The 26873-nt window shown below is 39.3% G+C and carries 21 protein-coding genes; 17 read left to right on the top strand and 4 right to left on the bottom strand.

Going from position 1 to position 26873, the window contains the following annotated elements; genetic code table 11:
* Positions 1 to 102: 102 nt before the first annotated feature.
* The 7 genes from FHG08_RS12065 (at position 103) to FHG08_RS12035 (ending at position 12841) form a co-directional block, all read left to right on the top strand.
* Positions 103 to 4944: an NAD-glutamate dehydrogenase gene (locus FHG08_RS12065; RefSeq protein ID WP_138606067.1), complete on the top strand. Its 4842-nt coding sequence runs from the start codon at positions 103 to 105 to the stop codon at positions 4942 to 4944.
* A gap of 105 nt (positions 4945 to 5049) precedes the next feature.
* The gene (pyrD, locus tag FHG08_RS12060) at positions 5050 to 6060 is read left to right on the top strand and encodes a quinone-dependent dihydroorotate dehydrogenase (RefSeq protein ID WP_010390146.1); all 1011 of its coding nucleotides are present in this window, start codon (positions 5050 to 5052) and stop codon (positions 6058 to 6060) included.
* Between the two features lie 130 nt (positions 6061 to 6190).
* A complete protein-coding gene (locus tag FHG08_RS12055; protein ID WP_054201007.1) occupies positions 6191 to 6721 on the top strand; it encodes a cell division protein ZapC in 531 nt (176 codons plus the stop codon).
* Between the two features lie 90 nt (positions 6722 to 6811).
* Positions 6812 to 8929, top strand: a complete 2118-nt coding sequence (rlmKL, locus tag FHG08_RS12050; RefSeq protein WP_010390144.1) for a bifunctional 23S rRNA (guanine(2069)-N(7))-methyltransferase RlmK/23S rRNA (guanine(2445)-N(2))-methyltransferase RlmL — start codon at positions 6812 to 6814, stop codon at positions 8927 to 8929.
* On the top strand, positions 8922 to 9161 hold the full coding sequence (locus tag FHG08_RS12045; protein WP_008112065.1) for a glutaredoxin family protein: 240 nt from the start codon (positions 8922 to 8924) through the stop codon (positions 9159 to 9161). The genes rlmKL and FHG08_RS12045 overlap by 8 nt, the downstream gene beginning before the upstream one ends.
* A 15-nt stretch (positions 9162 to 9176) precedes the next feature.
* A complete protein-coding gene (locus FHG08_RS12040) occupies positions 9177 to 11090 on the top strand; it encodes an ABC transporter ATP-binding protein (RefSeq protein ID WP_178956141.1) in 1914 nt (637 codons plus the stop codon).
* Between the two features lie 11 nt (positions 11091 to 11101).
* Positions 11102 to 12841 (top strand): DUF3466 family protein, encoded by a 1740-nt coding sequence (locus FHG08_RS12035; RefSeq protein WP_178956140.1) that lies wholly within the window; start codon positions 11102 to 11104, stop codon positions 12839 to 12841.
* A gap of 94 nt (positions 12842 to 12935) precedes the next feature.
* Here FHG08_RS12035 and FHG08_RS12030 read toward each other — a convergent pair whose 3' ends face one another.
* Positions 12936 to 13442 carry a DUF2062 domain-containing protein gene (locus tag FHG08_RS12030; RefSeq protein ID WP_138606077.1) on the bottom strand — a complete coding sequence of 169 codons (507 nt, stop codon included), beginning with the start codon at positions 13440 to 13442 and terminating at the stop codon, positions 12936 to 12938.
* Between FHG08_RS12030 and FHG08_RS12025 the strand changes: the two genes are divergently transcribed.
* The 7 genes from FHG08_RS12025 to tcdA are packed head-to-tail and all read left to right on the top strand — an operon-like array spanning position 13422 to position 20883.
* Positions 13422 to 15689, top strand: a complete 2268-nt coding sequence (locus FHG08_RS12025; protein WP_178956139.1) for a DNA internalization-related competence protein ComEC/Rec2 — start codon at positions 13422 to 13424, stop codon at positions 15687 to 15689. The two genes, FHG08_RS12030 and FHG08_RS12025, sit on opposite strands and share 21 nt — an antisense overlap.
* A gap of 60 nt (positions 15690 to 15749) precedes the next feature.
* Positions 15750 to 17495 carry a lipid A export permease/ATP-binding protein MsbA gene (gene msbA / locus FHG08_RS12020; protein WP_041709516.1) on the top strand — a complete coding sequence of 582 codons (1746 nt, stop codon included), beginning with the start codon at positions 15750 to 15752 and terminating at the stop codon, positions 17493 to 17495.
* A complete protein-coding gene (gene lpxK / locus FHG08_RS12015; protein WP_178956138.1) occupies positions 17492 to 18472 on the top strand; it encodes a tetraacyldisaccharide 4'-kinase in 981 nt (326 codons plus the stop codon). The genes msbA and lpxK overlap by 4 nt, the downstream gene beginning before the upstream one ends.
* Positions 18462 to 18659 (top strand): Trm112 family protein, encoded by a 198-nt coding sequence (locus tag FHG08_RS12010; protein ID WP_138606085.1) that lies wholly within the window; start codon positions 18462 to 18464, stop codon positions 18657 to 18659. The genes lpxK and FHG08_RS12010 overlap by 11 nt, the downstream gene beginning before the upstream one ends.
* Entirely contained in the window at positions 18647 to 19408 is a 762-nt protein-coding gene (kdsB, locus tag FHG08_RS12005; protein WP_178956137.1) for a 3-deoxy-manno-octulosonate cytidylyltransferase, read from the top strand. Before FHG08_RS12010 ends, kdsB begins: the two co-directional genes overlap by 13 nt.
* The gene (locus FHG08_RS12000; protein WP_178956136.1) at positions 19405 to 20085 is read left to right on the top strand and encodes a TIGR01621 family pseudouridine synthase; all 681 of its coding nucleotides are present in this window, start codon (positions 19405 to 19407) and stop codon (positions 20083 to 20085) included. Before kdsB ends, FHG08_RS12000 begins: the two co-directional genes overlap by 4 nt.
* On the top strand, positions 20086 to 20883 hold the full coding sequence (gene tcdA / locus FHG08_RS11995) for a tRNA cyclic N6-threonylcarbamoyladenosine(37) synthase TcdA (RefSeq protein WP_178956135.1): 798 nt from the start codon (positions 20086 to 20088) through the stop codon (positions 20881 to 20883).
* A gap of 35 nt (positions 20884 to 20918) precedes the next feature.
* Here the strand turns inward: tcdA and FHG08_RS11990 are convergent, their stop codons facing one another.
* The 3 genes from FHG08_RS11990 to FHG08_RS11980 all read right to left on the bottom strand — a co-directional run bounded on the left by FHG08_RS11990 (position 20919) and on the right by FHG08_RS11980 (position 23975).
* Positions 20919 to 21335, bottom strand: a complete 417-nt coding sequence (locus tag FHG08_RS11990; protein WP_178956134.1) for a SufE family protein — start codon at positions 21333 to 21335, stop codon at positions 20919 to 20921.
* 12 nt (positions 21336 to 21347) lie between these two features.
* Positions 21348 to 22574, bottom strand: a complete 1227-nt coding sequence (locus FHG08_RS11985; RefSeq protein ID WP_178956133.1) for an aminotransferase class V-fold PLP-dependent enzyme — start codon at positions 22572 to 22574, stop codon at positions 21348 to 21350.
* Positions 22575 to 22688: 114 nt separating this feature from the next.
* Complete coding sequence (locus tag FHG08_RS11980) at positions 22689 to 23975, bottom strand: citrate synthase (RefSeq protein ID WP_138606097.1); 1287 nt, start codon at positions 23973 to 23975, stop codon at positions 22689 to 22691.
* Between the two features lie 406 nt (positions 23976 to 24381).
* Here FHG08_RS11980 and sdhC point away from each other — a divergent pair, with 406 nt between their 5' ends.
* Genes sdhC through sdhA form a run of 3 tightly spaced genes read left to right on the top strand, consistent with a single transcriptional unit; the run spans position 24382 to position 26870 of the window.
* Entirely contained in the window at positions 24382 to 24759 is a 378-nt protein-coding gene (sdhC, locus tag FHG08_RS11975; RefSeq protein ID WP_010390126.1) for a succinate dehydrogenase, cytochrome b556 subunit, read from the top strand.
* Positions 24750 to 25097, top strand: a complete 348-nt coding sequence (gene sdhD, locus FHG08_RS11970; RefSeq protein ID WP_055012091.1) for a succinate dehydrogenase, hydrophobic membrane anchor protein — start codon at positions 24750 to 24752, stop codon at positions 25095 to 25097. The genes sdhC and sdhD overlap by 10 nt, the downstream gene beginning before the upstream one ends.
* The gene (gene sdhA, locus FHG08_RS11965; RefSeq protein WP_008112088.1) at positions 25098 to 26870 is read left to right on the top strand and encodes a succinate dehydrogenase flavoprotein subunit; all 1773 of its coding nucleotides are present in this window, start codon (positions 25098 to 25100) and stop codon (positions 26868 to 26870) included.
* Positions 26871 to 26873: the final 3 nt, after the last annotated feature.

The raw sequence follows: 26873 nt of genomic DNA, 5'->3' as shown, positions 1-26873 counted from the left end.
GTTTATTAGTTTTAAAAGGGTTAGAATTTAACTGACTCCACGCTAATAAATGGCTGTACAAATATTCTGCTAAACTAGCAGTGATAGATTAAGGAACATACAATGACACGAAATGAAGGCCAAGCCTCGGTTATTTTAGATAACGTCTGTAAGCTTATCCAGAAAAAAGTTCGCGCTGATAATGTGTTACTCGTTGAGAAATTCGCCAAAGCCTTGTACAGCAATATGTCTAAAGAGGATTTGGCAAATCGCAACGACAGTGACTTATATGGTGCTGCACTCAGCCTTTGGAATTCGCTAGAAAAAAATACATCAGATGACGCAGTTATTCGCGTTTTCAACCCTGAAGTGGCTAAAGATGGCTGGCAGTCATCACATACCATTGTAGAGATCATTGCTAAAGACATGCCGTTTTTAGTGGACTCTGTACGAATGGCCATGACACGAGAAAACATTGCCTCTCATTTACTTCTTCATAGCCCGCTGAAAATTCAACGTGATAAGAACGATAAAATATCAGGGTTATCAAGCTTAAAAGCAGAGCAAGAATCAACATCAACAAAAACTGTATTCTTCATAGAAATTGACCGTCAAACAGATGCAACTGTTATTGAGTCTTTCAAAAAAGAACTTGAATCAGTACTCGTTGATGTATCGATTGCGGTTGAAGATTGGCAGCCTATTCGCGAAAAATTAATCGCGGTAAGCAAAAGCTTGCCTAAAAGCCATAAAGATAAAAGTGATAACGAAATAAATGAAACCGTTGAATTTTTAGATTGGTTAGTGAAAGACAATTTCACATTAATGGGTTATCGCCAATATGAACTTTCACCAGTTCAGGGCGACTATCAATTAAAGGGTAAAATGGATACCAGCTTAGGGTTAATGAAAAACTCTGATGCTGAGCATACACGTTTGCTTTCTGAGTTACCTGAAGTGGCGCGCCAAGAGGCACGCAGTAGCAACCTATTAATTTTAACTAAAACTAATTCATTGTCTCGCGTTCACCGTCCAGCTTACATAGATTATGTGGGTGTAAAACGTTTTGATGACAAAGGCAATGTTATTGGTGAAGATCGTTTCATCGGTTTGTTTTCATCAAACTTTTACAACAATAGCGCTGCTGATGTACCGGTTCTTAAAAGTAAAATTAATCGTATTATGGATATGTGTGACTTCGCTAAAGGGACACATGCATACAAAGCCGTATTAAATATATTAGAAACTTACCCACGTGACGAACTGGTTCAAGCTCGAGAGAATGAGTTACTTGAAGTTGCCATGGGCGTATTGCAAATACAAGAACGCGACATGTGTCGTTTATTTGTTCGTAAAGATGCATATGGTCGTTTTTTATCATGCATGGTTTATGTACCTCGAGAGCGTTATAACACAGCGCTTCGTCGCGAAACGCAGGCTATTTTAGCCAACGCATTTAATTCTGACGTTAAAGTCGAATTTACTACCTATTTCTCTGAGTCTACACTGGCGCGTACCCATTACACTGTTCGTGTGACCGACAACAATATTGAATTTAACGTGAAAGACATAGAAAACAACCTAATAGAAGCCGCTCGTACTTGGGAAGATAAATTACAATCAGCCTTACTTGAATCTGCTGGTGAGGCCCGTGGTAATGAATTAAACCGTAAATATTGCAATGCCTTTGCACGCTCATACAAAGAAGAAGTATTACCTAGCGCTGCAGTGGTCGATATTGAAAAGCTAGAAATGCTAAGCGATGATAACAAGTTAGAAATGTTGTTCTATCGCCCACAAGAAGAAGCAAGCAGCAATATTGTGCGTTTAAGCTTATTCCATAAAGATGAGCCAATTCATTTATCTGATGTTATGCCAATGCTTGAAAACTTTGGTCTACGTGTTGTAGGTGAAACGCCATACTCGGTTAAAACTAGTGATGGTGGCGTAAATTGGGTCATGGATTTCTCTATGCTAATTGACAGCAAAGGGATGGCTGATTTTGATAAGATCTCTGCACGTTTTCGCGCTGCATTAACCAGTGTATGGGCAAACCGTTTAGAAAACGATGGCTTTAACCGTCTAGTGTTAATGGGTGGTTTAACGGGTCGTGAATCATCAATTTTACGTGCATACGCAAAATACATGCGCCAAATAGGGGTTACTTTCTCGCAAACGTATATTGAAAGTACCTTTGCAAATTACCCGCATATTGCCGCTAAAATTGTTAACTTATTCTCTAAAAAGTTCTCTGTAAAAAGCCCTGCAAGTGCTAAAACACTTGAAAAACTAGGCTTAGAAATTTATGCAGAGTTAGAAAACGTAGCGAACCTTGATGATGATCGTATTATCCGTTTATACGTTGATATGATTGTTGCTACATTACGTACTAACTACTTCCAAAAAGATGCTGAAGGCAAATTTAAGTCTTACATCTCACTTAAAATTCAGCCAAGTTTAATTCCAGAAGTCCCACTACCTGTACCAGCGTTTGAGATATTTGTTTATTCTCCACGTGTTGAAGGTGTGCATTTACGCTTTGGTAAAGTTGCCCGTGGTGGATTGCGTTGGTCAGATCGTCGTGAAGATTTCCGTACAGAAGTACTTGGCTTAGTTAAAGCGCAACAAGTGAAAAATACCGTGATTGTGCCGGTAGGCTCAAAAGGTGGATTTGTATGTAAACAACTACCTAGTGAACGTGAAGCGTTTATTAAAGAAGGCCAAGAATGTTATAAAATCTTCATTCGTGGTTTATTAGATATCACAGATAATATTGACCGTGGTGAAATTGTACCTGCTGTTGATGTTACACGCCATGATGAAGACGATGCGTACCTAGTAGTAGCAGCGGATAAAGGCACTGCAACATTCTCTGATATTGCCAATGGTATCGCAAACGAATATAACTTCTGGCTAGGTGATGCGTTTGCATCAGGTGGTTCTGTAGGTTATGACCATAAGAAGATGGGTATTACAGCTCGTGGCGCTTGGGAGTCTGTAAAACGTCATTTCCGTGAAATGGATATTAACTGTCAAACCACAGATTTTACAGCAGTTGCTATCGGGGATATGGCCGGTGATGTATTTGGTAATGGTATGTTGTTATCAAAGCACATTCGTTTGCAAGTGGCGTTTAACCATCTACATATTTTTGTTGATCCAAATCCAGATGCAGCGGCTTCTTATCCAGAGCGCGAACGTTTATTTAATTTACCACGTTCATCATGGGAAGATTACAATAAAGAGCTAATTTCAAGCGGCGGTGGTATTTTCTCGCGTGCTGCTAAGTCGATTACGCTGACCCCTGAGATGAAAAAAATGTTAGGCACTAAAAAAGCCAGCATGACACCGAATGAATTGATCAAAGCATCATTAATGATGGATCATGATTTACTTTGGAATGGTGGTATAGGGACCTACATCAAGCATTCGAAAGAAACGGATGCCGATGTAGGGGACCGTGCCAATGATGCCTTGCGTATTAACGGTAAAGATCTTGGTGCTAAAATATTTGGCGAAGGCGGTAACTTAGGTGCAACCCAATTAGGTCGTATTGAATTTGCAGCTCAAGGCGGTCGTGTAAATACTGACTTCATCGATAACGTGGGCGGGGTTGCGTGTTCAGATAACGAAGTAAATATTAAAATTTTACTCAATGGTTTAGTTGCTGAAGGCGACTTAACGCGTAAGCAACGTGATGAGTTACTTTACTCAATGACCGATGAAGTGTCTGAATTAGTACTTAAAGATTGTTATCGTCAAACGCACACTTTGTCGATCACTCAATCTAAAGGGACCTCAACGCTTAAAGAAAAAATTCGCTTTATTCATGCACTTGAAAAAGACGGTAAGCTAGACCGTGCAATTGAGTTTATTCCTACAGATGAAGAGTTAGCAGAGCGCGCCGCTGCAGGTAAAGATTTAACACGCCCTGAGCTATCTGTACTAGTTTCTTACGCGAAAATGGTGCTAAAAGAGTCTTTGGTAACGGATGAAATTACTGAGAATCCATATTACCGTCAGTTATTAGTTAAATCATTCCCGCGCCCATTACGTGAGAAGTTTAATGATGCTATGGATAATCATCCACTACGCAAAGAGATTATTGCCACTAAGTTAGCAAATAATATTGTTAATGATATGGGCTTAAACTTTATGGTGCGAATGAATGAAGAAACCGGTGCAAACGAAGCTGAAATTGCATTGTGTTATTCAATCGCAAGTGAAATTTTCCAAATGCGTGAAACATGGTTATCTATTAGTGATTTAGATAATAAAATACCATCGAACGTACAAACAGAAATGTTATACCAGTTACGTCGTACAGTTCGTCGCGCTACACGTTGGTTCCTTCGTCATCGCACCAAAGCACAATCAATTGAGCAAGCGATTGAAATTTTCTCACCAACATTTGCCGATTTAAGTGAAAACTTAACTAAATACATCGTTAAAACAGAAAGCGATCGTATTGTAAGTGCCCGTGAAGAACTAACACAAAGCGGTGTACCTACAGATATCGCACAGCGCATTGTGTCGTTATCAAGCTTGTTCTCGGTAATGGATTTAACGCAAATTGCTCAAAACTCTAATCGTAAAATCGATATGGTGTCGCACACTTACTTTAAATTAGGTGCGCAAATGGGACTACATTGGTTCTTAGATCAAATCACTAATCAACCGGTTTCTAACCATTGGCAGGCATTAGCGCGTGCATCATATCGTGAAGAGTTAGATTGGCAGCAACGCACCTTGTCAGAAGTGGTATTAAACAGCTTTGAAGGTGAAAGCAGTGATGTAGATGGTCAAATTGAACAATGGATGGATAGTCAAGATCTGTTACTTCAACGTTGGAAGCAAATGTTGACAGAGTTTAAAACATCGCAAAGTCACGATTTTGCTAAGTTCTCAGTGGCATTAAGAGAGCTCATGTTACTCGGTCACAATTGTGATACATCAGCAAAGTAACAAACTGCTAATGATTAAAACTAATCGTTAAACAGTTTTTGTTATATAATACCTCAGCCTTGTCTGAGGTATTTTTTTGTCTACAATTTTAAGAGGATTATATTCATGTTCTACGATTTAGCTCGCCGTTTTATGTTTACCCGTGATGCGGAGTGGGCCCATGATTTTGCTCTTAATAACTTACGTCGCTTTGCTAACACGCCATTAAGTGCTGCATGGTCACAAAGCGTGGCAAATAAACCAGTGAACTTTTTAGGCCTCGAATTTAAAAACCCAGTAGGGCTTGCTGCAGGTCTTGATAAAAATGCGGAGTGTATTGAGGCATTCGCTCAAATGGGTTTTGGCTTTGTAGAAGTGGGTACAGTAACACCGCGTCCTCAAGCGGGGAACGATAAGCCGCGGATATTCAGGTTGCCGCAGTCAAATGCAATTATTAATCGTATGGGCTTTAATAACAAAGGTGTTGATAATTTAGTTAACAATGTTAAAGCAGCTAAATACGATGGTATTTTAGGTATCAATATTGGTAAAAATAAAGATACACCAAATGAGCAGGGTAAAGATGATTACATTCACTGTATGCGTAAAGTGTTTGAGCATGCATCATACATCACTGTAAATATTTCATCACCCAATACCCCTGGCTTACGAGACCTGCAATATGGCGCAGCATTAGATGACTTATTACAAAGCTTGAAAAACGAACAGCTTGATTTAATTGCCAAGCATAATAAGCATGTGCCTATGTTGGTGAAAATTGCGCCAGACCTAGATCCAATTCAAATTGAACAAGTGAGCGAGTCACTGTTAAATAATAAAATTGATGGTGTTATAGCCACAAATACCACCTTAGAGCGTAGCTTAGTGCAAGGTCAGCAGTATGCTGATGAGGCAGGCGGTTTATCAGGAGCGCCAGTTAGGGAGCGTTCCACCCATGTTGTTTCTGAACTCAAGCGTTTAACAAACAATCAGTTACCTATTATTGGTGTGGGTGGTATTGATGATGCTAAATCAGCAAAAGAAAAATTTAATGCGGGTGCAGATTTAGTTCAAGTTTATACCGGTTTCATATACAAAGGACCGCAATTGGTCAAGTCGATCATTAACGACTTATAAGGATCAGTTATGTAAGCTTTTGATCGTTCGATAAATGTTCTAAAAAGACGTTTTAAAAATGGTCAAAAGCAGCTATACTCTAAGCTTATTGTCTTATTTTATTTTTTAAGTACTAAGTAGGGAGGAGCAAATGTTACAAGCGTCAAAGCAATGGCAGTGGATAGCGTGTGCTGAAAAAAACCGCTTACTGCTTGATTTAAATGACGATATGCAACTTTGTACACCTTATAAGCTTAGACAGCTCACCGATTGTGCTTTTGAAAACCCATACTTCAGCCTTGAAGATGCAGCCTTTTATGAGCAAGTTTATTATTACCTTGCGCAGTTTAATTTATGGAATCCTGCCCAGTTATGCCAAATAGCGCTCAATGCAACGGCAGTTAAATTTCAATTAAAACCAGTGTTGGCAAAAAGTTGGTTTTTCAAACCGTATACTGGTAGTACACCTAGTACTGAAGCGGTTATTAATTTAAGCTCAGAATCACAAACTGGCGAGTTTTTAATTATAGAGCATTGTCCAGATGCTTCTGTGTGCATTAATTTAAGCGAAACCTTTGCACTAGATGACAATCTATCACTTGCCCAGTTTGAAGTTATCCGCGTTTTAAACAACCGAGTTCACCCCTTAATTACCTCACAGTACGATAGCCAAACAGCTTAGCCTAATTTAGTCTTTGAGGCTTGTTTAAGGCGTATTTGTACGCAAACCTATGTTATAATCCCGCGCAATTAGCTATTAAGGGTTTTTACTTTGCAATTTATCGCACTTACTTCTATCGGAATCGAAAATTTATTGGTTGATGAACTTACAGAACTTGGCGCTACGGTGTCAAAGCAAACTGTGGGTTCTGTTCGCTTTGAGGCTGACTCATTGCTAGCGCAAAAAGTGTGTTTATCTACACGCTTTGCTACGCGTGTACTTATGCTTATTGAAGAAAAAGAAGGCGTAAATGACAAAGACAGCTTGTACAAATTTGCACGCTTACAACCTTGGCAAGAATGGTTTGGCCCAACACAAACTTTTGCTGTTGATTTTAATGGCACAAACGATTCACTTAAAAATACCCAGTTTTCTGGTTTAGTAATTAAAGATGCGATTGTTGATTACTTTAACGATTTATTTGAACAGCGACCAAATGTAGATAAGCAAGATGCCAATGTGCGAGTGGTTGCACGTTTAAATCGTCATGGCGTTTCACTTTATATTGATTACTCAGGGCCGCGTTTATCAGAGCGTGGTTACCGTCAAGGTCAAGGCAAAGCACCCATAAAAGAGCATTTAGCTGCGGCAATAATAAAACGTAGTGGCTGGCTCGAAAATGTCAATCAACCACTATTCGATCCATGTTGTGGTGCCGGCACTATTTTAATAGAAGCGGCTGGAATGGCACGTAATGAAGCGCCTGGATTATTCCGTGAAGGATTCGCGTTTGAGCGTTTACCTAGCTTTAGAGTGGCAAAATTCAAAGAACTTAAAGAGCAACTTTTAGCGAATATTACTGATCCTAAATTATGGTTAATTGGCCATGATTACGATGCACAAGTACTTGATAAAGCGATTGCTAATGCGCAGCGTGCAGAGCTTGATACGGTGATTAAATTTAAGCAAAGCGATGCGACAAAACTGACGAGCGTTGCAAAATTGCCGGGTGTTGTTATTTCTAACTTACCTTATGGTGAGCGTATTGGTTCTATGGCTGAACTTGTAAACCTGCATCGTAGCTTAGGTGTTGGTTTTAAAAAGCACTTTAATCATTGGAAACTCGCTCTACTGGGCATGGATGAAAGCCTGTTTAAATTACTTAAATTAGTGAAGCAAAAACGCTATAAATTTAAAAATGGCCCCCTTGATGTTGAATTAAACCTGTATCAGCTTGATGACAAGCAAGTCAGCCTTACCTCTGATGACAAACCCGCTTTAAACTTCGAAGGCTCGATGGCATTTGCTAATCGCCTGAAAAAGAACAAGCAAGGCTTAAAAAATTGGCTTAAGCAAAATCAAGTCCATGCGTATCGTGTTTACGATGCAGATATTCCTGAATACAACGTTGCGGTTGATATTTATGGTGATTCAGCGGTTATTTTTGAATACGCAGCACCGAAAGAGATTGATGAAAAAACCTCTGAGAAGCGTTTACAAGATGTTATTAGCTTGACAGCACAACAACTTGATATTGCACCTGAAAACATTGCTGTAAAAGTACGTAAAAAGCAAAAGGGTGAAGAGCAATATACACCCATGGCTAAGCAAAATAGAACCATGGTAGTAGAAGAGTTTGGTGCTAAGTTTAAAGTTAATTTATTTGACTACTTAGACACGGGGCTATTTTTAGATCATCGCCTTGCACGTCGTTACATTCAAGAAAACGCAAAAGATAAGCGCTTTTTGAACCTGTTTGCATACACAGGAACCGCCTCAGTTCATGCAGCCATTGGTGGCGCAAAAGCGATTACTACCGTTGATTTATCTAAAACCTACTTAAAGTGGGGTCAAGATAACTTTGCGCTTAACGATATTAGCAATACACGTTATCGTTTTGAGCAAGCAGATTGTTTAAAATGGCTAGAGTATGCACAAGGGCAGTATGACCTGATCTTTTTAGATCCGCCTACTTTTTCAAATTCTAAACGAATGAAAGACGCGTTTGATGTGCAAAACGACCACATTAAGCTGTTAACTTGGGTTAAAAAAATATTGAGCCCATCGGGTACGCTAATATTCTCTAATAATAAACGCGGTTTTGTAATGGATGAAGTTGGCTTGATGGGGTTAGGGTTAAAAGCAGAAAATATTTCTGAAAAAACCTTATCTCCTGACTTTAAACGAAATAAAAAAATTCATAATAGCTGGTTAATTAAACATGGCTAAGTGGATTTTATATCACACCGACGGCTGCCACTTGTGCGAGCAAGCAGAGCAGCTGTTAAAACCGTTACTTTCATCAACCGATGAATTACAACTTATTGATATTATGAGCGATGACGCATTAATTTTAGAGTATCAAATAAGCATTCCGGTTTTAAAAAATCAACAAGGCCAACAATTATTTTGGCCTTTTACTGCACCTCAGGCGCAGCAGTTTTTAGCGCAAGCAGAATAAGAGTAAAGATTAACTATGGATTTAATTAGAATTTCAAAAGCACAATTAGCTTACGGTACACACCCATTACTTGATAATGCAGATGCAGTAATCGAAAGTGGCGAACGTGTGTGTATTGTAGGTCGCAATGGTGCAGGTAAATCAACGCTTTTAAAAGTACTCGACGGTCAAGTAATACTTGATGATGGCGAAATAAACCAAGTTGGTAGTTTAAAAATATCGCGTTTAGAGCAAGATCCACCTAAAGGGGCAAGTGGCACTGTATTTGATTACGTTGCCCAAGGAATGCCCGAAATTGCTAACTTACTTATTGATTTTCATCATGTAAGCACACAATTGCAAACAGATTGCACTGATCAACTATTAAATAAATTAGAGCGTTTATCTAATAAATTAGAGGCGGCAGATGGCTGGCGTTTTGATAGCCGAATTCAGCTTGTACTTACTCAATTAGAGCTAACTCCTGATGCGAAACTTGAGTCGCTTTCTGGTGGTTGGTTACGTAAAGTTGCATTAGCGCGTGCTTTAGTGAGTGAGCCTGATTTATTACTGCTCGATGAGCCTACTAACCACTTGGATATGACAAGTGTAATGTGGTTAGAGCAATTCCTAAAAGAATTTAAAGGCGGTATTGTATTTATATCGCATGACCGTGCATTTATTCGAGCTGTTGCTACACGTATTTTAGATTTAGATCGCGGTAAACTAATTTCTTATCCTGGTGATTATGCAACTTACTTAGAACAAAAAGCGCATGATTTAAAAGTAGAAGAAACACAAAATGCATTGTTTGATAAACGCTTAGCGGAAGAAGAAGCGTGGATCCGCCAAGGTGTTAAAGCCCGTCGAACCCGTAATGAAGGCCGTGTTCGTGAGCTGAAACAATTACGTAATGAACGTAAACAACGTGTGGAACAAGTTGGTAAAACTGATTTCAATATCGAAACAGCTGATCGTTCAGGTAAACTAGTATTTGAAGCTAAACACTTAAATCATGCATTTAAAGACAAAGTGATAGCTGATGATTTCTCTACCTTAGTGATGCGTGGCGATCGTATTGGTTTGGTGGGGCCTAATGGTATTGGTAAAACAACGCTATTAAAATTGTTGTTTGGTGATTTAAAAGCAGACAGTGGTGAAATAAAGCAAGGTGTTAACTTAGAGTTTGCATATTTCGATCAGTACCGTGAGAAGCTTGATGAAGAAGCGACCGTTCAAGATAACGTTGCGGAAGGAAAGCAAGAAGTGATGATGGGCGGACGCTCACGTCACGTGTTAGGCTATTTACAAGACTTTTTATTTCCGCCAGCACGTGCTCGTACACCGGTAAAAGCACTTTCAGGTGGTGAGAAAAACAGGTTGTTATTAGCCAAGTTATTTTTGAAACCTTCAAATATATTAGTGCTCGATGAGCCTACCAATGACTTAGATATAGAAACATTAGAGCTCCTTGAGGATATTATTAACCAATATCAAGGTACTGTGCTTATAGTAAGCCACGACCGAGAGTTTATTGATAATACCTGTTCGAGTGTTTGGGCATTTGAAGGTAACGGCAAAGTCACTGATATAGTTGGTGGCTACAGTGATTATGAAGCGTATACCAACTATTTGGCGGAGCAGAACAAAGAGTTGCAAAAGCAGCCAGTCAAAAAAGTTGAAAAAACAGAGCCAACGCCAGTTAAAAGCAATAACAAAGCAAATAAACTCTCTTACAAATTAAAACTTGAACTAGAGCAACTACCTAATAAAATGGAGCAACTTGAAGCTGAACTTGAAAAACAACAAGAACGAGTAAGTCATGAAGATTTTTTCAAGCAAGACAGTGATATAACAGCCAAGGAATTGAACCATTTAGCCCAACTTGAGTCTGACCTTGAAGCCGCTTTTGAGCGTTGGGAAGAACTTGAAGAATTAAAGAATCAGTAGTAAGGAATAAAATGAAATATAAATTACTCGCGGCCAGTGTTTTGGCTACACTGAGTACATCAGCATTGAGTGCAACGTACCAGTTAACCGAATTAGGTGACTTTGAAGCTGCAAAACATACATATGTTACTGATGTGAGTGAAAGTGGCCATGTCATTGGCGTTGCTAATGGCTTATACAACCTACCTATTGATATTAGTTATATTGATTTTACAGAAAGTTCAATCAATAGTGCTTACGACGCGGAAGTGGCAAGGTTTAAAGAAATTGACAAAGAAATAACCTTTACGCTTGATGACATAGAAAATAACGATGCGATTTACACTAATGCTGATGCGCATACTTTTATGGTTCGTTTTTTATCAAACTTGTCATCTAACTTTGAGTATCAAAAAATCAGTTCAATTATTGCTACAAATTATAATAGTGGTGTAATAACTGAGCAGCCTTTATTTGATATCGCTTCTGTTGATTACGACGGTCTGACCCGCTCGACAAGTAATTTTTATAATGGCGTTGCAGAAGACGGAACGACTGTTGGCTGGGGCAGTGCTCCTTTTGATAAAGTGAGTTTTACACCAGATGGCGAAACAGAGGAAGAAACGTGGTTTACCCGTGACTTCATAGAACGTGGGATTTTAATATCTGCAGATGGTGTTGAAGTGCCGTTTGTTCCAGAATTTACTGAACACGGTGGGACTAGTAAAGCATCTGATATTGTTGCCACTGACACAGGTTACATTGTTGTTGGTAATGTATCGGTCAGTATTCCTGCTGAGAGACAAACCACAATTACTGATAATTGTGATGGCCTTGATGAACCGGTAATGGCCTGTATTGAATCACTTAACAGTCGAAGTACGCGTGGTTTATTCAATAAAACAGCGGTTAAATGGACTCTAGATAGTGCCTATAATGTGACTTCAACAGAGCTGTTGGGTTTAGCGCTTACTCCAGAAGAAGATGAGGACACTAATCCTTTTATTAGTAATGCATTAGCGGTTAATAAAAATGATGTAGCGGTCGGTTTTTCGAACACTCGTTATTTTGACAGAGATTCGACAATTTTAACTATGCCAACTTATTTTAAAGACGGTGAAGTGGTTGATTTTATAAACCAGCAAGATGATTGGCAAGCTGGTAAAGCATTCGCGATAAATGATAATGACATTGTGGTTGGTTATGCTTCAAAAGGTATTGAAGGTAGTTTAATCGCCAAGTTCTTTCATCATAATATAAATACTAATACGACCGTATTTCCTGAAGATTATTTTACTAGCTCAAACTCATACGCGAATGACATTAATAACCAAGGTTACATCGTAGGTGAGGGTGAGGTTGGTGATACAGCCAGCACAAGACGCTCAGAAGCCTTTCTTTATAAAATTGGCGATGACAAAATCACAAACCTAAATAGTTTACTACCTTGTTTTGACAGTGATGGTGAGACTAGTTTTAGTTATAAAATGGTAGAAGCGAAATCAATCAACGAAAACAATGAGGTATTTGGTGTAGCAACTAAAACGGTTGAAAAGTTAAATTCACGAGGCGAAGTTGTAACTGATATTAATGGCAATATTCAATATGAAAGTGTTGCTGTTGCGGTAAAACTTTCACCGATTGCTAATGGTGAAGTTGAAAACTGTAAAGCTCCAGATACAGAGTTTTATGAACGTAGCTCAGCCAGTTTCTCATGGTTTGGTTTACTATTGCTGCCATTAGTTGGATTAAGACGCGTTTTTCGTTTCTAGGTAATACTATTCGTTTATAAAAAACCAACTTGTTAAGTTGGTTTTTTTTTGTCTATATTAAGGTAAAGAGCAGCCCTTTATGGAGAAGTAGGCGCTAGTTATTTCTAGATATCCAAGCTTTTCTTACTGAGCGGCGCCAAATCAAGTCAATACCAAAATAGCCAATAACACTGGCAATAGATGCACACACAAGCGAACCCACTAAAAAAGCGGGGCCAATTGTCGTTAAACTTTCTATAAACCATGCCCAACTTGCTTCAAACGCAAAATGTTGCTCAGGTTGATTTAGCACTAATGTACCAACCAAGTACGAGCCGTAAAAGATAGGTGGCATTGTAAGTGGGTTAGTGATCCACACTAAAGCAACTGATATAGGCAAATTAACTCTTAAGATTATGGCTGCGGCAGCGGCTAGCACCATTTGAAAAGGAACAGGGATGAATGCAAAGAAAAGTCCAACGGCAAAAGCACCGCGTGCTGAGCGTCGATTTAAATGCCAAAGGTTAGCATCATGCAAAAGACGACCAAATATTTTTAGTGATTTGTGATGTCTAATTTTATTTGGATCAGGTAAAAACCGTTGGATCGTTTTTTTAGCCATTTAAAGCAACCATTTACGTCTGTGTGGATGAGTCTTGGATTTGTTGTCGGTGTCGTTATTACCGTGTTTTATTATCAAACCCTTGAATTTACAATTATCACAATTTCAATCCTCATTGTGAGCACGTATTTTAAGCCGTTTTTAACTGTATTGTTAGGCTTTATTTGCGGTATTTGCTGCGTAGCAGCACATTTTATCTTGTTTTATTCATTTGAGTTACCTGAACAGCACAAAAAATATGCTTATTCAGTCGATGTTGTTGTAGAAGAGGTTATTTCTGCTACACCTCCCCAATATGTAAAAGTTAAATTAACGCGTTTGGAAGACAGTGAATATAGTCACTTTAGGGCACCTTATGCCTTATTAAGTATCAATTTTGCACAACCAATTCATTCTGGTGATGCTTTTAATGCTCAAGTGAGACTTAAAAACTATAGATCCATTAAGAATTTTACTGTTTTTGATAATCAGCTTTATGCTTTTACACAAAAGATAGCGTTTAAAGGTACGGTGCTCAATAAACAGCTTAATATTAAAAGCTCTCAAAAAAGTAATGCCGTTTCAGCCTATAGAGTTTATGTCAAAAAGTTGGTAAATAATGCTGAGCTTAATTGGCTCTATTATACGTTGTTAACTGGCGATAAGTCTTTAATGACATTCGAGCATAAAGAGTTAATGCAGAGTCTTGGGTTAAGTCATTTATTAGCCATTTCTGGGTTACATATCTCTCTAGTGTTTGGTTTTTGTTATTTTGTCACACGGTTTTGTCTTAAGTTGGTTAAACCTGAACTAAATCAAGCATTAAATGTTTCTATTGTTTATAGCGCTGTTGGTTTTGTTGTAGCTTTTATTTATGTTTATTTAAGTGATTTTATCATTTCTGCAACCCGCGCTTTAATTATGTTGGGCTGTTATTTGCTACTTTATTATTTGGCAAAGCAGTCATTGAGGTGGCGCAGTATTTTATTCGCACTGGTCATTATTTTAGCGATTAACCCATTTAGTGTATTAAACCCAGGGCTTTACTTTTCGTTTTTAGCAGTATGTATTATTTTTATTGTTTTAAAGCAATTTCCGCTTCGGGGTAACTCATTACTAGCCAATATACGAACATTATTTATTATTCAACTGGGATTATTTATTGGCTTATTACCCTTGTCATTATACTTTTTTAATGGTGTGAGTTTAGCGGGTTTAGTTTTAAATCTAGTCGCTATTCCCATTTTATCTTTTGTATTAATGCCTGCTTTATTTTTAAGTGTGTTACTGGGATTATTAACCGATTGGTACGCATTTATCGTATTATATGATTTTCCATTGGCCTATTTTTACCAAATGCTGCAGGCAATACCTCAGCAGGTACGTTGGCTTAATGTCGGACAGATAAGTATGACCACCGTGGTGCTGCTTTATAGTGTTGTACCCTTACTTTATTTTATTGAGCTTCGCTTACTAGCCTGCATTCCGATTTTGACTTTGCTTTTTAACTATTACTTTACGCAAACCAGCCTTTGGCAGTTAAACGTATTTGATGTAGGCCACGGTTTAATGGTACTGATAGAAAAAGATAAACATGCGTTTATTTATGATTTTGGCCCGAGTTATTTTAATCGCTTTAGTCGTGTCACTAGTGTTTTACTACCCTATATTAATGCTCATAACCTAACAGTAACTAACTCGATTGTAAGCCATCAAGATAACGACCATTCAGGAGGCGCTGCGCACTTTAAAAAAGCCGGTTATGCATGGAGCTTTGATTATTTTCATCCAGGTGGTGTATATAAAGACTGCATAGCGACAAAAATATACTTTCAAGGTTTGAGTATTCAAACCTTTGCAAAAGAGGAGTTTAATAACAGTAATGATAATTCCTGTGTCGTTAAAATCTCAAGTGCCAACCATAGTGTGCTTCTCACTGGTGATATATCAAAGGCGAGGGAGTCTAAATTAATTAAACGAGGGCGTGATTTACAAAGTACCGTTTTGTTAAGTCCTCATCACGGCAGTGATAGCTCCTCCAGTGTTGAGTTTATCAAGGCCGTAAACCCAACATTCGTGATTCATTCAAGTGCGTATCAAGGCCAGTGGCAATTTCCAAGTAAAGCGGTAGTTAAGCGTTACAATAAAATAAACGCCAAACAATATAGCACCGGTGATGTAGGACAAATTCGGGTTAATTTTTATGCTAAACACTTAGAGCTGAGTACCGCAAGAGGGGCGGAAAGTTATTGGTTTATCAAAGATTGACGTTTTGTTTTGCTGTTGCTAAGGATACAATAGGGGCTGTTACTGGTTTTAGAGAGTGTTATGGAACAAAGTACTACACAAATATATAAACGGCTTGTTTCTTACGTTGGCGCTTATAAGTCGATTGCCATCGTCGCGATTATAGGAATGATAGGTTATTCAGGTATGGATGCATTATTCATTCAACTGATGAAGCCGTTTATCGATGAAGGTTTAAACGAGCGTAACAGCCAGGTACTTACTTATGCGCCATTTGTGGTTATTGCGCTGGTTATCGGGCGTGGCGTATTTAACTTTATGTCATCTTACTGTTTAAGCTATGTAGGCTCACAAGTCGTGAGGGCGCTGCGCCAAGAATTGTTTGAACACATTTTACATTTACCGGTGTCCTTTCACGATAAAAACTCAACCGGCGATTTGATTTCTAAAATTACCTTTGACACCGAGCAAGTTCAACAAGCAATCACCAAAGCACTGCTTATTGTTGTGCGTGAAGGCGCTTTTGTGGTGTTTTTACTCGCTGTGATGTTTTATACCAGTTGGCAGTTGTCGTTAATCTTTTTAGTTATTATCCCGCTTGTGGCTATCATAGTAGCTGTGGTGTCTAAACGCTTTCGTCATATCTCGAAAAATATTCAGTCAGCGATGGGACAAGTTACCCGTAGTTCAGAGCAAATGCTCAGTGGTCACAAAGTGATCCATGGCTTTGGTGGGCAAACACAAGAAATTGATCAATTTTCTAAAATTAATAATCATAACCGCCAACAACGTATCAAGATGGATGCGACTAAAGCGCTAAGTGTCTCTATTATTCAAATTTTGGCTGCCAGTGCTATGGCTGTTATTTTATGGGTTGTGTCGATGCCCTCTATGATAGACAGTATTAGCTCTGGGGATTTTGTCGTACTCATCTCATCGATGATGATGCTACTGCGCCCATTAAAGCAACTTGCCAATGTAAACAGTGACTTACAGCGAGGTATTTCAGCTGCTCAGAGTGTTTTTTTAGTGTTAGATGAAGAAATTGAAAAAGACACGGGTACCTTTTCGGTTGATAAGGTAAAAGGGCATATTGAGGTGAAAAATGTGACCTTTAAATACCCAACCAAGGATGAAGCCGTGCTTAACGATTTATCACTGAACATAAAAGCCGGTGAGAGTATTGCCCTTGTTGGCCGCTCTGGCTCGGGTAAATCGACTATTTCTAACTTGTTACCCCGATATTATGACTTAGAAGCGCCAAGCGAAATTTTACTCGATGGCATTGCTCTTAATGAATATAAGCTTACTGATCTTCGCCGTCAATTTGCGTTAGTGTCGCAACAAGTGGTGCTATTTAATGACACGATTGCCAATAATATTTGTTATGGTTTACAACGCGAAATCTCTATCGAAGAGCTTCATGACGTTGCAAAACAAGCCCATGTGTGGGAGTTTGTAAAAGACTTACCTGAGCAACTTAACACTATGGTTGGCGAGAATGGGGTAATGCTTTCAGGCGGGCAACGTCAACGTATTGCGATTGCCCGTGCTATTTTAAAAGACGCGCCTATTTTAATTTTAGATGAAGCGACCTCGGCCTTGGATACTGAGTCTGAAAAGCTTATCCAACATGCTCTTGATATATTAATGAAAGATAAAACCTCTATTGTTATCGCTCATAGGCTATCGACTATTGAAAATAGTGACCGTATCTATGTGATTGATAACGGTAAAGTGATAGAAAGTGGTACGCATACTGAATTACTGACTAACGATGGTACCTACTCAGCTCTTTGTAAAATGCAGTTTGGTGAGCAGGGGTGAGTAAAATAGAGCAAAGCTGGTACAAACCTTTTAGCTTAATTACCTTATTGTTATTACCACTGTCCGCTTTTTTTGGCTGTGTTGCTCTAGTGCGCAAATACTGCTACGAAGTGGGTGTTTTTAAGCCATTTGTTAGTAATACTCCAGTAATTGTTGTTGGCAATATAAGTGTTGGCGGCAATGGTAAGACTCCATTTGTATTGTGGCTACATGATTACTTAACCGCTCAAGGCTTATCTGTTGGTTTAATTAGTCGCGGCTATGGTGGGCAAGCAGCTCATTATCCATTATTAGTAACTGCAAATACGACGACTTTAGAAGCTGGGGATGAACCGGTACTTTTATTTAACCGTTTACAATGTCCGTTAGTTGTGGGGCCAAATAGACAGCAGAATATAGAAATGCTCAATCATCAGTTTCAGCTTGATGTAATCATTTCTGATGATGGCATGCAACACTACAAAATGGCACGCAGTATTGAATGTTGTATTGTTGATAGCGAAAGAAAATTTGGTAATGGTTTTTTAATGCCAGCAGGACCACTTCGTGAAACGGTTTCTCGTTTAAACAGTGTTGATTTAGTCATTGAAAATGGTTCTGAACATGAATTTAGCTATCGCTTGCAGCCATCAATTATTAAACGTGTTGCTGATAATACTGAGATAAAAACGACTATAAAAACAGCGCATGCTGTAAGTGCAATCGGTAACCCTCAGCGCTTTGAAGCATCATTAAAAGCACAAGGTATAGCGTTGTTATCAACACATCATTTTCGCGACCATTATGCTTATACCGCCAATGACTTTGCTCAATTTGGTGAGGATTGTATATTAATGACAGAAAAAGATGCGGTTAAGTGCCGTGACTTTGCCAAGCCAAATTGGTATTACCTGCCGGTTGACGCTCAACCAACTGCAGCAGTAATAAACACATTAAATTTATTATTAAAAGAAAAAGGGATCCACCATGGCCTTTGATACAAAATTACTCGAAATTATTGCTTGTCCTGTGTGTAAAGGTAAGTTGCGCTTTGATAAACAAAACCAAGAGCTGATCAGTACAGCAGCAAAGCTAGCTTACCCGGTACGTGATGATATTCCGGTGCTACTTGAAAATGAAGCTCGTGAATTGACTCTTGAAGAGGTAGAAAAGTGGAATTCGTAGTTGTTATCCCTGCGCGTTACGCTTCTACTCGTTTGCCAGGTAAACCACTCGCTGATATTTGTGGCAAACCAATGATACAGCATGTGTATGAAAAAGCCTGTTTGTCAGGAGCCAGCAAGGTGGTTATTGCTACCGACCATCAAAGAGTATTTGATGCTGCTAAACGTTTTACTAGTAATGTTTTGATGACGCGTGAAGATCACCAATCAGGCACAGAGCGCTTAGCCGAAGTAGTGGATTTACTTAATTTAGCCGATGACACTATCGTGGTAAATGTACAAGGTGATGAACCTTTGTTATCCCCTGATAACGTATCACAAGTGGCAACATTATTAGCGCAATCAACGGCACCAATGGCAACCTTAAGTGTTGCTATTGAAGAGCGTGATGAAGTGTTTAATCCTAATGCGGTTAAAGTGGTCAGTGACATTAATAAAAATGCCTTGTATTTTTCAAGAGCGAGCATTCCTTTTGATAGAAGCGCCATGATGGCAGAGCAGCAACCACTGAATTTAGCGCCTTTCCAACGCCACGTAGGTATTTATGCTTACCGTGCAGGATTTATAAAGCAATATATTGAATTAAGCGTTTCACCATTAGAAATACTTGAATCGTTAGAGCAGTTACGCGTGCTATACCATGGTTATGCAATTAAAATAGAGCAAGCATTAGTTACCCCTCATGCAGGAGTCGACACACCAGAAGATTTAGCTAAAGTGGTTGCCCATATTCAAAGTAAAAGCGTGTGAATACAGCACAAACGCCTATATTAAAAGTGCAATATACGCATGATGATTTTTACATCATAAATAAACCGCAAGGGCTTAATTTTCATTCTGAAGAAGGCCCCGGTTTTGTGGTACTAGCTGAGCAACAGTTAAACGAAAAATTATTTGCGGTACACCGTTTAGATAAGGTCACCTCTGGATTGATTATACTCGCGCGAAGCAAAGCGGCAGCAGCAGAATTTACGCAATTATTTACTCAGCATGCTATTAACAAGTTTTATCTAGCGGTTGGTGATACCAAGCCTAAAAAAAAGCAAGGCTGGGTTAAAGGTGATATGGCTAAGTCTCGCCGTGGCACGTATAAATTATTAAACTCACAGAGTAACCCCGCTATTACACGTTTTTATTCGTTTAGCTTTAAAAGCGGTTTTAGAGCTTACCTATTAAAACCCTATTCGGGAAAAACCCATCAGCTCAGGGTGGCATTAAAGAGTATAGGTGCCGCTATATTAGGCGATGCTAGTTATTCTGGGAGTGCCGCTGATCGCATCTATTTGCATGCATTTGCGTTGGATTTTTTATGGAAAGGGCAAAAAATACAACATACCCTGTTGCCACAATCTGGTAAAGAGTATGCGCAATTGATTAAACATCAAGATTTTGATTCTTGGCAAACGCCGTGGAAATTGGATTGGTAAATGAGTGAACAAGTAACTGATATCCGCTTTGGTGGTATTAAACGACTATATGGTCAACAGCAATTTGAGTGGTTACAGCAAGCACATTTTTGTGTTGTAGGTATTGGTGGTGTAGGCAGTTGGACTGCTGAAGCACTAGCGCGTACAGGCGTGGGTAAAATCACCTTAATTGATTTAGACGATATTTGTGCAACCAATGTAAATCGTCAAATTCATGCCTTAACAGGCACAATAGGGGAAGCTAAAGTTGAGGCGATGAAAGCTCGCTGCGAGCTTATCAACCCTGAGTGTGTAGTGAGTGTGATTGATGACTTTATTACCCTTGATAATATTCAACAGCATATTCAAGGTTTTGATTATGTAATAGATTGTATAGATGCGGTAAAAGAAAAAGCAGCATTAATCGCACACTGTAAGCGTAATAAAATGCCTATAATCACCACGGGCGGTGCAGGTGGGCAAACCGATCCTAGTCAAATTACTTTTGGTGATGTGGCAAAAACGACTCAAGATCCATTGCTTGCAAAAGTGCGTTATATTTTGCGTAAGCAGTATAATTTTAGTTCTAATCCAAAACGTAAATTTAATATTGACTGTGTATATTCAACAGAGCAGCTTGTTTATCCAGGTAACGATGGCAGTGTGTGTCATGCGAAACAAAATGCAGATGGCAGTATGAATATGGACTGTAATAATGGCTTTGGCTCAGTGACGATGATCACTGGAAGTTTTGGCTTCTTTGTTGCCGCTAAAGCAGTGAGAAAATATTTAGATAAGCGTGCACGTTTAAATATTTAACTACAGGCTGCTTATCATACTGTTATAAAAAGCGCTTAACGCGCTTTTTGTTTAGCTAAGGTTTGTATTTTTTCAACCATGGCTTTTACCCCATTGCCGCGAGAAGCGCTTAAGTGGCTAATTAAGCCAAGCTTTTCAAATTCTTCATAGGCATTAATGTTTAACACCTCTTCTGGTGTTAAACCGTTATACAGAGCTAAAATTAACGCCAATAAGCCTTTTACTATGCGCGTATCAGAATCACCAATCACAACCAATGCATTTTCTGTCAAATCAAATTCAACAAACATCCACACTTTACTTTCACACCCTTGCACAAGCGCATCGTCGGTTTTTAATATATCGGCTAATGGCGGGAGTGTTTTACCAAGCAACATAATTTCACGGTATTTCTGTTGCCAGCTTGCACTGTTTTCAATGTTTTTACTTACCAGTTGGTATGTGTGAGTCATTATTTATCCAAATTAGTCTAATAAAGCGATGCATTCTTTAAGCGCAGTAATAAATTGGTCTACATCTTTAGTCGTATTATAAAATGCAAAACTTGCTCTGAGTGAGCCATTTAGTTTCAAATGGGTCATCAACGGTTGGGTACAATGATGACCACTTCGCACTGCAACACCATAGCCGTCAAGTAAAGTTGCCAGATCGTACGGATGTTCATTTTTATAATTAAAGCACAATGTACCAATGTTCGATTTTAGGTCGCTATAAATACTAATACCGTCTATTTGATTCAGTGCGTTCGCTGCATAAATAAACAACTGTTGTTCATATTGTTTTAATGTTTGCTGATCAAGTGCCATTAAATACTCAAGCGCCGCACCAAAGCCTAAAACACCGGCTATATTTGGCGTCCCTGCTTCAAATTTAGCGGGAGCGTCACGATAAGTGCTTTGCGTTAGGGTCACTTTTTCAATCATTTCACCACCTGTTTGGTAAGGTGATAATGTATTAAGTGCGCTGTAGCGGCCATATAAACCGCCTAACCCGGTTGGCCCCAACATTTTGTGAGCTGAAAACACGTAAAAATCACAATCAAGCTTTGTTAAATTAGGTCTTAAATGCAAAGCGCTTTGTGCGCCGTCGACTAAAGTTAACGCATCTACTGCCTTTGCAGCGGTGATCAGCGGGGTTAAATCGGTAATATTGCCCAGCGCATTAGAGGCTTGTGTAACAGCTAGAAGCGCAGGCTTTGTGAGTTTAATCACGTCACAGCACTGGTTAATATCAAAGGTGGCATCGTCATTGAGTGGCAGCACTTTTAACGTTGCACCAGTGTATGCCGCGAGTTCTTGCCATGGCACAATATTCGCGTGATGCTCGATTGGGCTAATTAAAATGGTGTCGTTAGTTGTTAATGTATTTCTTAGGCCATGTGCAACTAAGTTAATCGCCTCAGTAGCACCTTTAGTCCAGACAATTTCATTACCGCTTACCTGAAAATAATCAGCAACGCGTTGACGTACTAGCTCATAAGCCGTTGTAGCTTGCTCACTAAGGGTGTGACGGCCGCGATGAACATTTGCATTCTGATAGGTGTAAAACTTGTTAGTAGCGTCAATCACGCATTGTGGCTTTTGCGTTGTTGCAGCCGAGTCTAAATAAACCAAAGGGTAGCCATTGATTGTCTGATTTAGAGTAGGGAAATCATTACGGATTGTTTTAGGATCAAACAAGGACACAGACATAGGCTCATAAAGTTAATCAATTCGGGCAAGAATTGTAATCGGTTTAAGATAATTCTCAAGTAACATGTAATAAAAAAGGCCGCAATAGCGGCCTTTTAAAGCTAACTTTAAAGCTTAGCGCTTGTCAGTTGCTTTGTAATCACGGGCTGTTTCACCTGTGTAAAGCTGACGTGGGCGGCTGATCTTGTGGCCAGGTTGAGAAAGCATCTCATCCCAGTGTGAGATCCAACCTACAGTACGTGCCATTGCAAAAATTACAGTGAACATACTTGTAGGAATACCAATCGCTTTTAAGATAATACCTGAGTAAAAATCTACGTTAGGGTAAAGTTTCTTCTCAACAAAGTACGGGTCTTCAAGTGCAATTTGCTCAAGCTTCATTGCGATATCAAGCAATGGATCTTGAATGTTTAGCTCTTCTAACACTTCATGACACGTTTGACGCATTACTGTTGCACGTGGATCGAAGTTTTTGTAAACACGGTGTCCAAAGCCCATAAGACGGAACGGGTCCGCTTTATCTTTTGCTTTTGCTACGTATTCGTCAATGCGATCAACTGAGCCAATTTCTTCTAACATGTTTAAACATGCTTCGTTAGCACCGCCGTGAGCAGGGCCCCAAAGTGATGCAATACCCGCAGCAATACATGCATAAGGGTTAGCACCAGAAGAACCTGCTAAACGTACTGTTGACGTTGAAGCATTTTGTTCGTGGTCAGCATGAAGCATGAAGATTTTATCCATTGCTTTAGCTGTTACTGGGTTTACTTTGTATTCTTCAGCAGGCACAGAAAACATCATGTGTAAGAAGTTTTCTGCATAGCTTAAATCATTGCGTGGGTATACAAACGGTTGACCGATGTTTGTTTTGTATGCCATTGCTGCAATTGTTGGTAACTTAGCAACTAATTTAATAGCGCTTGTTTTACGTTGAACTGCGTCTGTGATATCAAGATCTTCATGGTAAAAAGAAGATAAAGCACCAACCACACCACAAAGCATTGCCATTGGGTGAGCATCAAAGCGGAAACCTTGGAAGAAGTTTGCTATTTTCTCATCTAGCATGGTGCTACGAGTGATTTTTGTAGCAAAATCATCGTACTGCTCTTTAGTTGGTAACTCACCATTTAATAGTAAGTAACATAACTCAATGTAGTTAGAGCTTTCTGCTAACTGCTCGATTGGGTAACCACGGTGTAGTAAAACACCTTTACCACCATCGATGTAAGTGATGGTAGATTCACAAGAACCAGTCGACATGAAACCTGGATCATAAGTAAAGTGACCATGTGAGCCGAGTGTACGTACATCAATTACATCTTGGCCAGCAGTACCTTGATAAATTGGAAGTTCGATTGGATCTAGCCCATCAATATGGACTGTGGCTTTCTTATCTGCCATCTATGTATCTCCTATTAAGATAACTATTCTGATTTTTATATTCTAAAATCTATTCTAAGCACATTTTTACATTTTAACGTGAAAGAGGGGGTTAAAGTCAATTTTTATAAGTATTATGCATATATGTATAATAAATATTCGGTATAGATTGAATATTATACCATTGGCTAATTCGCAAACGACTCAAAGTAAACAAGAATTGTAAAAGAGCCTCCGGCTATATATACTAACGGAGGTTTTTAACCGATTTGTATTTGGGTAAACTTTTTTTTACATAATATTTTTCATAAAAAGTGAACTTTATTAGTATTAATACGTTTATTTTGATAGTTCCACCAGAAACATTTGGTGGGTTTTAGAAAAACAAGTAGATGAGCCCCACTGCGGGCAAGATGGGCAAGTAACTGTGAAAAAGCAAAGACCTGTAAATCTAGATCTAACAACTATATCTATGCCGGCAACGGCTAAAGCTTCAATTTTTCACCGCGTCACCGGTGTTGCATTATTTTTTGCTTTAACGTTTGTCATTTGGGCTTGGTCAGAGTCTCTTTCTTCAGCTGAAGGTTTTGAATTCGTCAAGGGTCTGTTTAACGGATTCATTGCCAAATTTATAGCTTGGGGCACCCTTTCTGTACTGGGTTATCACCTTATCGGTGGTATCCGTCACATCATTATGGATATGGGGCATTGGGAAGAACTTGAATCAGGCAACACTAGCGCTAAAATTGCAATGGCACTTGGCGTTGTGTTTGCTGTATTGGCAGGGGTGTGGATATGGTCTTAAATCAAGCAACTCTTAAACGTGATGGCGTACAAGATTTTGTATCTCTACGCACAACGGCATTAATAATCAGTGCATATGCAATTTTTATTATTGGCTATTTTTTAGCAATGCCAGAAGTCACATATGACGCCTGGACAGGCCTATTCTCTAACCTAGCAATGAAAGGGGCGACATTAATCACCCTAGTTTGCATTATGGTTCATACCCGTATCGGCCTTTGGCAGGTTCTAACCGACTATGTAAAGGGCGCTAAATTGCGTGCTTTCTTAGGCTTTGTACTAAACCTAATGGCTGTTGCTTACGTAGCTGTAGGTTTAATCGTTTTATGGGGTGTTTAAGTGAAATATTCTGTTCGTGAATTTGACGCCGTAGTAATTGGTGCCGGTGGTGCAGGTATGCGCGCTGCTCTTGCTATTACTGAATCTGGCAAAACATGTGCACTAATCTCTAAAGTTTTTCCGACACGCTCACACACTGTATCTGCTCAAGGTGGTATTACAGTAGCGTTAGGTAATTCGCATGAAGATAACTGGGAATGGCATATGTATGATACCGTCAAAGGTTCCGATTTTATCGGTGACCAAGACGCTATCGAATACATGTGTAATACAGGCCCAGAAGCTATTACTGAACTAGAAAACATGGGTCTACCATTTTCTCGTTTTGAAAATGGCCGTGTTTACCAACGTCCTTTCGGTGGTCAATCGAAAAACTTTGGTGGTGAACAAGCTGCACGTACCGCAGCAGCTGCTGACCGTACTGGTCACGCATTATTACATCTTCTATATCAACAAAACGTTAAAAACAAAACAAATGTATTTTCTGAATGGTATGCACTTGATTTAGTTAAAAACGATAATGGCGATGTAGTAGGTTGTACAGCGATTGAAATTGAAACAGGTGAAATCACTTTCTTCAAATCAAAAGCAGTTGTGTTAGCTACTGGTGGTGCAGGTCGTATTTTTGCATCAACAACTAATGCTCACATTAACACTGGTGACGGTGTTGGTATGGCGACTCGTGCTGGTATTTCTATGCAAGACATGGAAATGTGGCAATTCCACCCGACAGGTATTGCAGGTGCTGGTACACTAGTAACCGAAGGTTGTCGTGGTGAAGGTGGTTATCTTTTAAATAAAGATGGCGAACGCTTCATGGAGCGCTATGCACCAAATGCTAAAGATTTAGCATCTCGTGACGTTGTTGCTCGTTCAATGATGACAGAGATTCGTGAAGGTCGTGGTTGTGATGGTCCTTGGGGTCCTCACCTTAAGTTGAAACTTGACCACTTAGGCGAAGAAACGCTTAATTTACGTCTTCCAGGTGTATGCGATCTTGCTAAAACATTTGCTCACGTTGATCCTGCAAAAGAACCAATTCCAGTTATCCCAACATGTCACTACATGATGGGTGGTGTGCCAACTAACGTAAATGGTCAAGTACTTAATATCGATGCCGCTGGTAACGAAAAAGTAGTACAGGGTTTATTTGCTGTTGGTGAGATTGCATGTGTATCTGTTCACGGTGCTAACCGCTTAGGTGGTAACTCATTACTTGATTTAGTTGTATTTGGCCGTGCTGCTGGTAACTTCTTAGGTAAATACCTAAATGACGTTGAAATTTCTAAAGCGGCTTCTGAGTCTGATTTAGAAGCGTCTTTAGCTCGCTTTAACCGTTGGGAAAGCTCAACAGTTGGTCAAGGTGAAGACCCAGTACAAATCAAGAAAGACCTACAGCAGTGTATGCAGCTTAACTTCTCGGTATTCCGTGAAGGTGACTCAATGGCAACTGGTCTTACTGAGCTTAAAGAAATTCGTGAACGCTTACAGCATGCACGTCTTGATGATAAATCATCAGACTTCAACACCATGCGTATTGAATGTTTAGAATTAGACAACTTAATGGAAACAGCTTACTCAACTGCAGTAGCTGCAAACTTCCGTACTGAAAGCCGTGGTGCACACTCTCGCTTTGACTTCCCAGATCGTGATGACGAAAACTGGTTATGTCACTCAGTATTTAATCCGGTAACGGATGAAATGAGCAAGCGTAAAGTAAACTACGAGCCCAAGCTACGTGAAGCATTCCCACCTAAAGCACGTACCTACTAGGAG

The sequence above is a fragment of the Pseudoalteromonas sp. Scap03 genome (assembly GCF_013393115.1).
Classification (GTDB): domain Bacteria; phylum Pseudomonadota; class Gammaproteobacteria; order Enterobacterales; family Alteromonadaceae; genus Pseudoalteromonas.
The sequence above is the reverse complement of the archived record's forward strand: the minus strand, read 5'-3'. Positions and strand labels throughout refer to the sequence as shown.